We start from the raw sequence: 12,727 nt of genomic DNA, 5'->3' as shown, positions 1-12,727 counted from the left end.
GCCGTTTGAACCCGCTGCATCTGGCGGCCCGCAATGGCCCCATTGTACTGGTCGCGGGGCTGGTTGCCGGTCTGCTCTTGCCTAGCCTCGCCGAGCCGATGCGCCCGCTGTTGCCGCCACTCGTCATGTTGCTGCTGTTCGTGACAGTCCTGCGGATGGTGCCGAACACCCTCATCGGCTCGCTGTCGGATCTGCGTAGCGTGATCCGCACGATTGCAGCACTGCAACTTGCCGTGCCGCTGACCCTATTGGCCATCGGATACACTGCGGGCTGGATGAGTTCGCCGATCTTCCTGTCGCTGCTCATCGTCGCCGCAGCGCCCTCGATTTCCGGCAGCCCGAACATGTGCCTGATGATGGGTCACCCGGCGGAACACGCCGTGCGGCTAGTGGTGGTGGGAACCGCGCTTTTGCCCCTGACGGCGCTGCCCGTCTTCTGGCTCATGCCAGAGCTGGAGGATATTCGCGCCGTCACCGGTGCCTCGGCCCGCCTGTTCCTGACCATCGCCGTTGCGGCCTCCGCCGCGATCGTCTTGCGCCTGACTGTCCTCAGAAACCCGTCCGCGTCCACGCTCAGCAGTCTTGAAGGGTTGGGCGCGATCACCCTGGCGGTCTTTGTCATCGGCCTGATGCCATCACTCAGCGCGACAGCACTGGAGGCGCCCGGCATCGCGCTGTTCTGGGTCGCTTTTGCCTGCGTGATCAACTTTGGCGCTCAGGCCGTGATGTTCAGCCTGTTGCGCAGGCGCGGCCCACCAGCACAAGCGACGGCTATTTCTTTGATCGCAGGCAATCGCAATATTGCCCTGTTCTTTGTCGCTTTGCCGCCTGAGGTCATCGCCCCGATCATGGTCTTTATCGGGGCCTACCAGATTCCGATGTACCTGACGCCGACCCTGATGCGGCGACTGTATCGAACGAACGCGACTGACCCCTAGGCAATCCCAATAGCTGCGCCCTGTGATTGCCTGAAGAATACGCACTCAGACGTTGTTCGCCCAAAAATTGATCTACACTTGTGGTCGCTTTGCAAGCGCAGCAATCGATCTGTTGCCAACCCCATGCGGCGCGCCCAACTGACTCCGTATGAGCCAGAACCTGACAGTTGTTGTCGTAGAACAAAACCAAGACCGGGCCTTTGCCATCGTGGATGCGCTGAAGGAGTCCGGCGATGTCGATGTGTTCGTGATCGGCAATGCCTCGGGATTGGCGCGCAAGATTGCCACCCACAGCCCCGATATCGTCCTGATTGATATCGACAACCCCTCGCGTGACATGCTCGAGGAATTGACGGTCGCGTCCGGCCCACTGGAGCGTCCCGTCGCCATGTTTGTGTCCGGCGCAGCCGGAGGGTTGGCGAAAGCCGCTGTTGAGGCGGGTGTCTCGGCCTATGTGGTCGATGGCCTGCAGGCCGAACGGATCAAGCCGGTGATCGACACGGCCATCGCTCGGTTTCAGGTCCTGCGCCAGATGCGGACGGAACTGGCTGAAACCCGCCGCGCATTGGAAGAACGCAAGGTGATCGACCGCGCCAAAGGCTTGTTGATGAAAGCCAAAGGCGTGCCCGAGGATGAGGCCTATGCCCTGCTCCGCAAAACCGCGATGAATCAGAACCGCAGGGTGGCCGAGGTCGCCGAGGCGTTGGTTACGGCCTCGGGGTTGTTGTCATGAGGACCGTCACCCTTCCCGTGGCTTACATACCTCTGGTCGATGCCGCACCGTTGATTGTCGCGCGCGAAATGGGGTTCGACCATGCAGAGGGTGTCTCGCTGGATCTGCGCCCTGCCCCATCCTGGTCGTCCCTGCGCGACATGCTGGCCTTTGGACATGTTGATGCGGCGCATCTGCTGTCTCCGGTGCCGGTTGCCATGGCCTTGGGTCTGGGCGGTATCGCAACGCCGCTGTCGGCGGTGTCCGTGCTGTCGATGAATGGAACCGTGATTGGCGTTGGCACTCAACTGGCCGGGCGGCTAGCACATCAGGGATATGGTTTTGATTTCGTCGATGCCGCCAAAGCCGGCGCAGCATTGGCAAAAGCCGCCGGAGACGTTCTCGTCTTTGGCGTCCCCTTCCCTTTCTCGATGCATGTCGAACTGTTGCGCTACTGGGTGGCGGGAACCCCGCTGGCCTCAAAAAAGGTGGAAATCCGCACCGTACCTCCGCCATTGATGGCACAGGCCCTCGCAGGAGGCGAGATCGACGCCTTCTGCGTGGGTGAGCCCTGGGGATCCTTCGCGGTCGACGACAATGTCGGTACCCTACTTCTACCGGGCCAGGCGATCTGGACCTGCGCACCGGAAAAGGTGCTGGCCGTGCGCAACGACTGGGCTGAGACCGAGCCGCATCTGCTTGGCAGCCTGATGCGGGCCGTCTGGCGCGCCGGGCGTTGGCTATCAAGTGAAGACAGCCGCACAACCGCGTCTGAAATGCTGTCGCGCAAATCCTACCTAAACGTCTCGCCCGAACTTATCGACCGCGCGCTGATGGGAGAGTTCACGATCTCCGCCCGCGGCGAACAGCGCCATGTTGACGGGTTCGTCGAATTTTTTGACGGGGCCGCCACCTTCCCTTGGCGCAGTCAGGCGAAATGGATGGCGCACCAATTGGCGTTGCGAAATGGGTTGGATGTCGCAACCGCCGAGCGTCAGGCCGCCAAGGTCTTTCGCACCGATCTTTATCGTCGTGAACTGCAGGGTTTGGGCGTGGAATCACCGGGCGCCTCGGAAAAGCTGGAGGGAGCGCTGCCCAATTCGACCGCTGTGGCCTCAACCCATGGCAGCCTGATTCTGCCCCCTAATGTCTTTTTCGACCGGCGCATTTTCGAGCCGACCGGTTAAGATTGCCTATTTTTTTTGCAGTGCAGCATTCGACAGTGCTGCATTGCAGAAAAAGTACCTCTGAAATGCCAAAAAAGGATGACGACCCAAACCCGACAAGGCTTAATCGGGTCAACGGCAGGCAACGACGCCCACCGTAAGAATTCGCCCGCCGAAATGGGCATCCACTAAGAGCAGAGCCGCTCGACCACCCGCCAATCCTCCCGGCGGTGTGTGTCGGCGGCTTTTTTGTTTGCCCAAAGCGATTGGGCTGAACCGAAAGGGATCGAGATGAAAAAGCTACTTCTGGGCCTTGTTGCGTCTACCGCGCTTGTCTCTCCGGCATTGGCCGAGCTGGAACTGGAAAAAGACGAGCTGACCTTTGGCTTTATCAAGCTGACGGATATGGCCCCGTTGGCCGTCGCCTACGAACAGGGCTACTTCCTGGAAGAGGGTCTGTTCGTGACGCTGGAAGCGCAAGCCAACTGGAAAGTGCTGCTGGACGGCGTGATCGGCGGGCAACTTGACGGCGCGCATATGCTGGCAGGCCAGCCTTTGGCGGCGACCATCGGATACGGGACCGAAGCCCATATCATCACGCCTTTCTCGATGGACCTGAACGGCAATGGCATCACCGTCTCGAACGAGATTTGGAAAGAAATGAAGCCCAATATCCCAAAGATGGATGACGGTCGCCCGCAGCACCCGATCAGCGCCGAGGCATTGGCACCGGTCGTTGAGAAATACAAGTCCGAAGGCAAGCCGTTCAACATGGGCATGGTTTTCCCGGTTTCGACCCATAACTACGAGTTGCGCTACTGGCTGGCCGCTGGCGGTCTGCATCCGGGGTACTACAGCCCCGAAAACGTGACAGGTCAGATTGGCGCGGATGTTTTCCTGTCCGTAACCCCTCCGCCGCAGATGCCCGCCACGTTGGAAGCCGGTACGATCTACGGCTATTGCGTGGGTGAGCCGTGGAACCAGCAGGCCGTTTTCAAAGGCATCGGTGTTCCGGTCATCACCGATTATGAGCTGTGGAAGAACAACCCTGAAAAGGTCTTCGGCATCACAGCCGAGTTCGCCGAAGAGTATCCGAACACCACTCTGGCCGTGACCAAGGCGCTGATCCGCGCGGCACAGTGGCTGGATGAAAACGACAACGCCAACCGCCCCGAGGCGGTCGAGATCCTGAGCCGCCCGGAATATGTGGGCGCGGATTATGACGTCATCGCCAACTCGATGACCGGCACGTTCGAATATGAAAAAGGCGACAAGCGCGAGGTTCCGGATTTCAACGTGTTCTTCCGCTACAATGCGACCTACCCATTCTACTCGGACGCCGTCTGGTACCTGACTCAAATGCGCCGTTGGGGTCAGATCGCCGAGGCCAAGCCCGACAGCTGGTATGACGAAGTCGCCAAGTCGGTCTACAAGCCCGAGATCTACCTTGAGGCCGCGCGCCTGCTGGTCGACGAAGGCCTGGCGAACGAGGCTGACTTCCCCTGGGACAGCGACGGCTACAAAGCCCCGACCCCGGCCGAAGATATCATCGACGGTATCGCCTATGACGGCCGCACCCCCAACGCCTATCTCGAAAGCCTGTCCATCGGTCTGAAGGGCGAGCAGAAGATCGTCGGTTCCGACGTACAAGGCTAATTCCCCAAACGCCGCGCCCGGCCCTCGTCGGGCGCGGACCCCAAAGTGCCCCGCCATCGCAAGGACACATCAGATGACAACGGTCGATCCCGAATTCAACGCAGACGCTGCCCGCGAGGAACGTCGCGCCCGCCTTTTCACCCGCATCAACGCAGCTGACAAATGGTTTCAGGTGTTGGGCCTCAGCTGGGCCACGCCCGTCCTGAAGGCCGCCGCAGGAGACAACCCACGCGCCCAGATGACCGAGATTTGGCGGTTGTTGATCGTTCCCGTTCTGTCGATCTGTGCCTTCCTGCTGCTCTGGGCCACACTGGCCCCCAAGGTACAAACCTCGCTTGGTGCGGTCCCCGGACCTGCGCAGGTTTGGAGCGAGATGGTCAGCCTGAACGAAGATGCGCAGGCCAAGGCCGCCAAGCGCGCCAAATTCGAAGCGATGGTCGAAAAGCGCAATCAGAAGTTCATTGATGCTGGGCAACCCGAAAAGGTGAAAGAAGTCGCCTTTACCGGGGCGCCATCCTACTACCAGCAAATCTGGACCTCAATCAAAACGGTGTTCTTCGGCTTTCTGATCGCCACAGTGGTCGCCGTGCCGCTTGGCATTGCCGCTGGTCTGTCGCCGACAGCCAATGCCGCGCTGAACCCGCTGATCCAGATCTTCAAACCGGTATCTCCGCTGGCCTGGCTGCCGATCGTCACCATGATCGTCTCGGCCGTTTATGTCACAAATGATGGCTGGTTCGCCAAGTCTTTCCTGATCTCGGCCATCACCGTCACCCTGTGTTCGCTGTGGCCCACGCTGATCAATACATCGCTGGGTGTAGCCTCGATCGACAAGGACCTGGTGAACGTCTCCAAGGTGTTGAAAATGAACACCTATACCAAGATCACAAAATTGGTGCTGCCCTCTGCACTGCCGCTGATCTTCACCGGCCTGCGCCTCTCGCTTGGTGTTGGCTGGATGGTTCTGATCGCGGCGGAGATGCTGGCGCAGAACCCCGGTTTGGGCAAGTTCGTCTGGGATGAGTTCCAGAACGGCTCGTCCAGCTCGCTCGCCAAGATCATGGTTGCGGTCTTCACCATCGGTATCATCGGCTTCCTGCTGGATCGGGTGATGTACGCGCTGCAATCCCTCTTCACCTTCACAAACAACCGGTGAGCGCGATGAGCATTCTGAGCTTCAAAAACGCCTCGAAGTCCTTCGGAGAAGGCACTGCACGAACCGATGTGCTGAAAGGTATCGACCTTAACGTAGAAGAGGGTGAGTTTCTGGTGATCCTCGGCTTCTCAGGCACCGGCAAGACGACCCTGATCAACCTGATGGCCGGTCTGGATACGCCAACCAAGGGCGAGGTCACATTCAAAGGTACTCCGATCAAGGGTCCGGGCCCTGAGCGTGGCGTGATTTTCCAGAACTACTCTCTGATGCCATGGCTGACGGTCAGCGGCAATGTGGGGCTGGCGGTGGATACGGTCTTTCCCGGCCTCAGCAAGGCCGAGAAAGCAGAGAAAGTCGCACACTATGTGAAGATGGTTGGACTCAGCCATGCCGCATCGCGCCGCCCGGCGGAGTTGTCCGGCGGGATGCGCCAGCGGGTCAACGTGGCGCGTGCCTTGTCGATGAACCCCGAAGTTCTGCTGCTGGATGAGCCTCTGTCGGCGCTTGACGCGCTGACCCGCGCCAATCTGGCGGATGAGATCGAACATATTTGGGAGGCCGACAAGAAGACCTGCGTGCTGATCACCAACGATGTCGACGAGGCGATCATTCTGGCCGACCGGATTGTCGCTCTGAACCCCGATGGGACTCTGGGGCAGGAGTTCCGCGTGTCGATTCCCCGCCCACGCGATCGGGGTGCGATGAACAACGATGAGACCTTCAAACGCCTTCGCGCTGACGTCACCAAGTACCTGATGGATGTGGGGATCGAGGCCAAGGTCGAAGGCTCTCGTATCCTGCCGGATGTCACCCCAATCCACGGGGTCCCAACGGCAGTGGCCGAGGCGCAAAAGGGGATGATCGAGAACCGCTTCCTCGACTTCTCGCAGCTGCACAAAGTGTATCCGACGCCCAAAGGCCCTCTGACCGTGGTCGAGGATTTCGACCTGAAGATCGACAAGGGTGAGTTCATCTCGCTGATCGGCCATTCCGGCTGCGGCAAGTCCACGGTTTTGACCATGGCGGCAGGGCTGAACGACATCTCGAAAGGCGCGATCAAGTTGGATGGCCGCCACGTCGAAGGGGCCGACCCGGAACGCGCGGTGGTGTTCCAATCGCCCAACCTGTTCCCTTGGCTCAGCGCCAAGGAAAATGTCGCGATTGGCGTCGACAAGGTCTATCCCAAGGCCAGCATGGCCGAGCGGCAGGACGTGGTGGAGTACTATCTGGAACGCGTCGGACTGGCCGATGCGATGGACAAATCTGCCTCAGATCTCTCGAACGGTATGAAGCAACGCGTCGGCATCGCCCGCGCCTTCGCCCTGTCCCCCAAGCTGCTGCTGCTGGACGAACCCTTCGGGATGCTCGACAGCCTCACACGCTGGGAATTGCAAGAGGTCCTGATGGAGGTCTGGTCCCGCACCAAAGTGACCGCGATCTGCGTCACCCACGACGTGGACGAGGCAATCCTGTTGGCCGACCGTGTCGTGATGATGACCAACGGCCCGCATGCCACAATCGGCAAGATCACCAAGGTCGACCTGCCGCGTCCGCGGACGCGCAAAGCGCTGCTCGAGCACCCGGATTACTACGCCTACCGGCAGGAGGTCCTCGATTTCCTCGAAGAATACGAACACGGCGCCAAGCCTAAAACACCCGCCCCCAAGGCGATTGCAGCGGAGTGAAACTATGAAGCAAAGACTTGTTGTCATTGGCGCAGGGATGGCCTCGGGCCGGGTGCTGGAGCACCTGACCGACGCCGCGCCGGATGCGTTCGACATCACCCTGTTCAACGCCGAGCCGCGCGGGAACTACAACCGCATCATGCTCAGCCCGGTCCTTTCGGGCGAGAAAACCTATGAAGAGATCGTCACCCATGACGACGCCTGGTATGCCCAACGCGGCATCTCCTGCCGCTTTGGCGAGCAGGTTGCCAAGATCGACCGTGAGATGAAGGTGGTCGAGGGCGTCAACGGACATGTGCCCTACGACAAGCTGATTGTTGCGACGGGGTCAAATCCATTCATCATCCCTCTGCCCGGTCATGATCTGGAAGGTGTGATCGCCTATCGCGATCTGGAAGATACCCAGCGGATGATGGGCATGGGTTCGGGCAACAAGGTTGTCGTCATCGGCGGCGGCCTGCTGGGGCTTGAGGCCGCTGCGGGCATGGCCGCGCATGGGGTCGACGTGACCGTCGTTCACATCATGGGCCACCTGATGGAACGTCAGCTGGACGAAGCCGCAGGGTATCTGCTGAAGAAGTCGCTGGAAGACAAAGGCATCAAGATTTGCCTGCAGGCGAACTCGAAAGAAATCCTCGGGCAAGATGGCAAAGTCCGCGCGCTGCTTCTGGACGACGGGACCGAATTGCCCTGTGATCTGCTGGTCATGGCCGTGGGAATCCGCCCGAACACGGCGCTGGCGCAACAGGCAGGTCTGGCCACCGGGCGCGGTATCCATGTGGACGACCAGATGTTGACCTCGGACCCGGATGTCTACGCCGTGGGTGAATGCGTCGAACATGACGGGGCTGTCTTTGGCCTTGTCGCGCCGCTTTACGATCAGGCGAAGGTGGTGGCGCAGGCGCTATTGGGCGAAGAGGCTGCGTTTGTTCAGAAAACCCTCTCGACCAAGTTGAAAGTCACCGGCTGCGATCTGTTCAGTGCGGGCGATTTCGCGGATGGGCCTGGACGCGAGGATATCGTGTTTCGCGACCCCTCGCGCGGGGTCTACAAACGCCTTGTGATCGAAGAGGATAGCCTGATTGGCGCTGTCATGTATGGCGACACTGACGATGGCAGCTGGTTCTTCGGGCTGATCAAGGACGGCACCAGTATCGAAGACATGCGCGAGACGCTGATCTTCGGACCCGCCTATCAGGGGGGCGACACTGCGGACCCTCTTTCAGCCGTTGCAGCATTGCCGCCTGAGGCGGAGATTTGCGGCTGCAACGGCGTATGCAAAGGTGACATTGTCGAGGCGATTAACGCGGGTGCCAGCGATCTGGGCGCCGTGCGTGCAAGCACCAAGGCCAGCGCATCCTGCGGGACATGCACGGGGCTGGTTGAACAGGTGTTGCAAGTCACTCTGGGCGATGAGTTCCAAATGCCAACGGCGCAACCGATCTGCGGATGCACCGATCTGACCCATGAAGATGTGCGCCGTCTGATCAAGGGGCAGGAACTAAAAAGCCAGGCCGCCGTTTGGCAAGAACTAAGCTGGACAACGCCGAATGGCTGCCATGTCTGCCGTCCGGCGATCAATTATTACCTGCTGGCCGACTGGCCTCTGGAATATCAAGACGACCCGCAAAGCCGCTTCGTCAACGAACGCAAGCACGCCAACATCCAAAAGGACGGCACTTTCAGCGTTGTCCCGCGCATGTGGGGAGGCATCACCACCCCCGAAGAATTGCGCGCCATCGCGGATGCGGCGGACAAATACGACGTGCCCACGGTGAAAGTCACCGGCGGTCAGCGCATCGACTTGTTGGGCGTGAAGGGTGAAGATCTGCCCGCCATCTGGTCTGATCTGAACCAGGCCGGTCTGGTCTCGGGGCATGCTTATTCCAAGGGGCTGCGTACCGTCAAAACCTGCGTCGGCACCGATCATTGCCGCTTTGGCACGCAAGACAGCACGGGTCTAGGCATCAAGCTTGAGAAAATCCTGTGGGGCTCCTGGACCCCGCACAAGCTGAAATTGGCGGTGTCAGGTTGCCCGCGCAACTGCGCCGAGGCGACCTGCAAGGATATCGGTGTGGTCTGCGTGGAATCAGGGTACCAGATCAGCATCGGCGGGGCCGCCGGTATGGACGTCAAAGAGACCGAGCTCCTGTGTCAGGTTCCAACTGAAGACGAAGCGATCGAGGTCGTGATGGCCGTCACTCAGGCCTATCGCGAAGGCGGCAAGTATCTGGACCGCTTGTATAAATGGCTGGGCAAGGTGGGCATGGACTGGGTCAAGGCTCAGGTCGTCGAGGACCGGGAGAACCGTGCCGCTCTGGTCGAACGGTTCGAACTGTCCCAAAGCATCTACCGCAAGGATCCGTGGGCGGAACACGTCAAAGACAAGGCGCAGACCTATGCGCCGATCGCAGATTTCACACTGGAGGCCGCGGAATGAGCTGGATTGACATCGGACATATCGAAGACATCCCACGACGTGGCGCGCGTTTGGTGAAAACGCATATCGGCTGTATCGCGGTCTTCCGCACCGCCGAGGCCGAGGTCTTCGCCGCCACCAACAGCTGCCCCCACAAAGGCGGGCCGCTGTCCGAGGGGATCGTGCATGGGCATTCGGTCACCTGCCCTCTGCACAACTGGGTCTTCGACCTGAACACAGGTCAGGCGCAGGGCGCTGACGAGGGGCAGATCGCCACCTATCCGGTGCGTCTCGAAGGCGGGCGCATCCTGTTGGATGCCAGCACAGTCTCTCACCGGAGCGCCGCCTGATGGACGGCACTGGCCTGCCCGAGGTCCGCTCGACCTGCGCTTATTGCGGGGTCGGCTGTGGCGTCCTGCTGCGCCCCGACGGGGCCGGAGGGCTGGCCGTACGCGGCGACCCGGACCACCCGGCAAACCATGGCCGGCTCTGTTCGAAGGGCTTGGCTTTGGGTGAGACCCTCGGCCTCGACCACCGCCTGCGAAACCCGCGCGCATTTGGTGAGGATGTCAGCTGGGATGACGCCCTTGAACTGGTTGCGGATCGGTTCTCATCGGCGATCAAGGCGCACGGGCCGGACAGTGTTGCCTTCTACGTCTCGGGGCAATTGCTGACCGAGGACTACTATGTCGCCAACAAGCTGATGAAGGGGTTCATCGGGTCGGCGAATATCGACACCAATTCGCGGCTCTGCATGGCATCCACCGTGGCCGGGCACAAACGCGCTTTTGGCACAGATACCGTGCCCGGAACCTATGAGGATCTGGATCAGGCCGATTTGGTTATTCTGGTCGGCTCAAACCTCGCGTGGTGCCATCCGGTTCTCTATCAACGGCTCATGGCGGCACGTAAGGCGCGTGGGACCCGGATCGTTGTGATCGACCCGCGCAGAACGGCAAGTTGCGATCAGGCGGATCTACACCTGCCTCTGGCACCGGGCAGCGATGTGGCCCTATTCAACTATCTGCTTGGCCGCATTCACGAATCCGGAAAGGTCGACGCGGGTTTTCTGAGCCATACGAAAGGGTTCACCGACGCATTGGCCGCCGCGCAAAAGGACAACCCGGCGGCGACCGATCTGGATCAAAAAGACCTCGACACCTTCTGCGACATGTGGATCAGGACCGAGCGCGTGGTCACGATCTTTAGCCAAGGTGTCAATCAGTCTTCCAGCGGGACGGACAAGGTCAACGCGATCCTGAATTGCCATTTGGCTGCGGGCCGGATCGGTCGACCCGGCATGGGGCCGTTTTCCGTCACCGGGCAGCCGAACGCCATGGGCGGGAGAGAAGTCGGTGGGTTGGCCAATATGCTCGCCTGCCATCTGGATATCGAAAACGAAAACCACCGCGCGGCGGTTCAGCGGTTCTGGGCTGCACCAAACATGCCCAAGAAACCGGGGCTGAAAGCCGTCGACCTGTTTCGAGAGATCGAAAAAGGGCAGATCAAGGCTCTCTGGGTGATCCATACCAACCCCGCCGTCACCATGCCCGAGGCCGACCGGGTGCAGGCCGCCATCAAAGCCTGTCCCTTCACGGTTGTCAGCGACCTGACCGAACATACAGACACCGCCCGCGTCGCAGATGTGGTGTTGCCAGCAGCAGGATGGGCCGAGAAAAGCGGCACCGTAACCAACTCGGACCGCACGATCAGCCGCCAGCGCGCCGTACTGACCCCTCCGGGCCATGCTCGGGCCGATTGGGATATCCTCGCCGAAGTGGGCCGCCGTATGGGGTGGCAAGAGGCATTCGATTATACCTCGCCAGTGCAGATTTTCCGCGAATACGCTGCCCTGTCATTGGTGGCCAAACCCTTTGGGCGCGATTTCGACATCTCTGGATATGCGGACCTGTCGGAAGACGACTATGCCGAGCTGCAACCAACCCGCTGGCCGGTGACGCCTGACGGCACTGGAGGGAGGTTCTTTGGCGGCGGGCAGTTCTTCCACCCTGACGGCAAAGCCCGCCTGATCCCGGTCAGCCACAGACCGCCCGAGGCGAAGGCCTCGGACCGCTACCCGTTCCTTCTGAACACCGGGCGCACACGGGACCAATGGCACACCATGACCCGCACTGGCCTGTCACCACGCCTGTCGTCGCACCTTGCTGAGCCTTTCATTGAGGTTCACCCGGATGATGCGGATCGTCTCGGGCTAGACCCCGACAGCTTGGTCGAGGTCAAAAGCGCGGTCGGGGCATGTATCTTCCGACTAAAGACATCCGATGCCGTCGCGCCCGGACAGGTGTTCGCGCCGATCCACTGGACGGGTGAAACAGCCCCCTCGGCCCGTGTCGATGCATTGATACCCGGCGTTACTGACCCGGTATCAGGCCAACCCGAAAGCAAAGCCGCCGCTGTGTCCCTGCAACCCATGAAGGCGGGTTGGTACGGTTTTGCAGTCTCCGCGACACCTCCATCACCGTCGGCAGAATATCGGGCAACGGCGAAAACCGAAAACGGCTATAGAACCGAGCTGGCGGGCTCTGAGATGCCCTCTGACTGGGAGGAAACGGCCCGAGACTGGTTCCAACTGCCGGACGCCCTGTCCACATCGGTCGAAGACCCCAAACGCGGGTCATTCAGGATCGCCCTGTCAGACGGTCCGCGCGTTCTTGCCGTTCTCTTTGTCTCTCGGGACCCTGTGACCTTGATGCGGGAGTATCTTGCAACCCTGCCCGATGCTGCGCCTCATCAGCTCCTCTCCGGTCGTTCCGCAAACGGTGTCGAGGATGGCGGGCCGATTGTCTGTTCGTGTTTCGGGGTTGGGTTGAATACGATCGTCCGGGCCATCGGTTCCCGGAACATCGCTGATGTCGATGACATCGGCAGGCTTTTGCAGGCGGGTACGAACTGCGGCTCTTGCCGCCCGGAACTGTCAGGATTGCTTGCAAAGCATTCAGTTCCGATCTTGCAGGACGTCGAACCCTAGGCGCAG

At 60.5% G+C, this 12,727-nt stretch carries 9 protein-coding genes; all 9 read left to right on the top strand.

Annotated elements, in window-relative coordinates; translation table 11 throughout:
- Positions 1 to 5 precede the first annotated feature (5 nt).
- The 9 genes from ACRZ95_RS10960 (at position 6) to ACRZ95_RS10920 (ending at position 12,721) form a co-directional block, all read left to right on the top strand.
- Positions 6 to 938, top strand: a complete 933-nt coding sequence (locus ACRZ95_RS10960) for a hypothetical protein (protein ID WP_170675893.1) — start codon at positions 6 to 8, stop codon at positions 936 to 938.
- Between the two features lie 148 nt (positions 939 to 1,086).
- Positions 1,087 to 1,671 carry an ANTAR domain-containing response regulator gene (locus ACRZ95_RS10955; protein WP_170467312.1) on the top strand — a complete coding sequence of 195 codons (585 nt, stop codon included), beginning with the start codon at positions 1,087 to 1,089 and terminating at the stop codon, positions 1,669 to 1,671.
- Positions 1,668 to 2,837, top strand: a complete 1,170-nt coding sequence (locus tag ACRZ95_RS10950) for an ABC transporter substrate-binding protein (RefSeq protein ID WP_170675894.1) — start codon at positions 1,668 to 1,670, stop codon at positions 2,835 to 2,837. Before ACRZ95_RS10955 ends, ACRZ95_RS10950 begins: the two co-directional genes overlap by 4 nt.
- A gap of 270 nt (positions 2,838 to 3,107) precedes the next feature.
- Complete coding sequence (locus ACRZ95_RS10945) at positions 3,108 to 4,472, top strand: CmpA/NrtA family ABC transporter substrate-binding protein (RefSeq protein ID WP_170675895.1); 1,365 nt, start codon at positions 3,108 to 3,110, stop codon at positions 4,470 to 4,472.
- Between the two features lie 73 nt (positions 4,473 to 4,545).
- Positions 4,546 to 5,628, top strand: coding sequence for an ABC transporter permease (locus tag ACRZ95_RS10940; RefSeq protein WP_170675896.1), 1,083 nt, complete (start codon positions 4,546 to 4,548; stop codon positions 5,626 to 5,628).
- Between the two features lie 5 nt (positions 5,629 to 5,633).
- A complete protein-coding gene (locus ACRZ95_RS10935; protein WP_170675897.1) occupies positions 5,634 to 7,313 on the top strand; it encodes an ABC transporter ATP-binding protein in 1,680 nt (559 codons plus the stop codon).
- Positions 7,314 to 7,317: 4 nt separating this feature from the next.
- Complete coding sequence (gene nirB, locus ACRZ95_RS10930) at positions 7,318 to 9,753, top strand: nitrite reductase large subunit NirB (RefSeq protein ID WP_170675898.1); 2,436 nt, start codon at positions 7,318 to 7,320, stop codon at positions 9,751 to 9,753.
- Positions 9,750 to 10,082: a nitrite reductase small subunit NirD gene (gene nirD / locus ACRZ95_RS10925; RefSeq protein WP_170675899.1), complete on the top strand. Its 333-nt coding sequence runs from the start codon at positions 9,750 to 9,752 to the stop codon at positions 10,080 to 10,082. The genes nirB and nirD overlap by 4 nt, the downstream gene beginning before the upstream one ends.
- A complete protein-coding gene (locus tag ACRZ95_RS10920) occupies positions 10,082 to 12,721 on the top strand; it encodes a nitrate reductase (RefSeq protein WP_170675900.1) in 2,640 nt (879 codons plus the stop codon). The genes nirD and ACRZ95_RS10920 overlap by 1 nt, the downstream gene beginning before the upstream one ends.
- Positions 12,722 to 12,727 lie beyond the last annotated feature (6 nt).

This window comes from Ruegeria sp. AI3, assembly GCF_056541245.1.
The sequence above is the reverse complement of the archived record's forward strand: the minus strand, read 5'-3'. Positions and strand labels throughout refer to the sequence as shown.

Coding starts and splice junctions, on each gene's coding strand:
- ACRZ95_RS10955 (WP_170467312.1), top strand. CDS start 1,087: ATGAGCCAGAACCTGACAGTTGTTGTCGTAGAACAAAACCAAGACCGG.
- ACRZ95_RS10950 (WP_170675894.1), top strand. CDS start 1,668: ATGAGGACCGTCACCCTTCCCGTGGCTTACATACCTCTGGTCGATGCC.
- ACRZ95_RS10945 (WP_170675895.1), top strand. CDS start 3,108: ATGAAAAAGCTACTTCTGGGCCTTGTTGCGTCTACCGCGCTTGTCTCT.
- ACRZ95_RS10940 (WP_170675896.1), top strand. CDS start 4,546: ATGACAACGGTCGATCCCGAATTCAACGCAGACGCTGCCCGCGAGGAA.
- ACRZ95_RS10935 (WP_170675897.1), top strand. CDS start 5,634: ATGAGCATTCTGAGCTTCAAAAACGCCTCGAAGTCCTTCGGAGAAGGC.
- nirB (WP_170675898.1), top strand. CDS start 7,318: ATGAAGCAAAGACTTGTTGTCATTGGCGCAGGGATGGCCTCGGGCCGG.
- nirD (WP_170675899.1), top strand. CDS start 9,750: ATGAGCTGGATTGACATCGGACATATCGAAGACATCCCACGACGTGGC.
- ACRZ95_RS10920 (WP_170675900.1), top strand. CDS start 10,082: ATGGACGGCACTGGCCTGCCCGAGGTCCGCTCGACCTGCGCTTATTGC.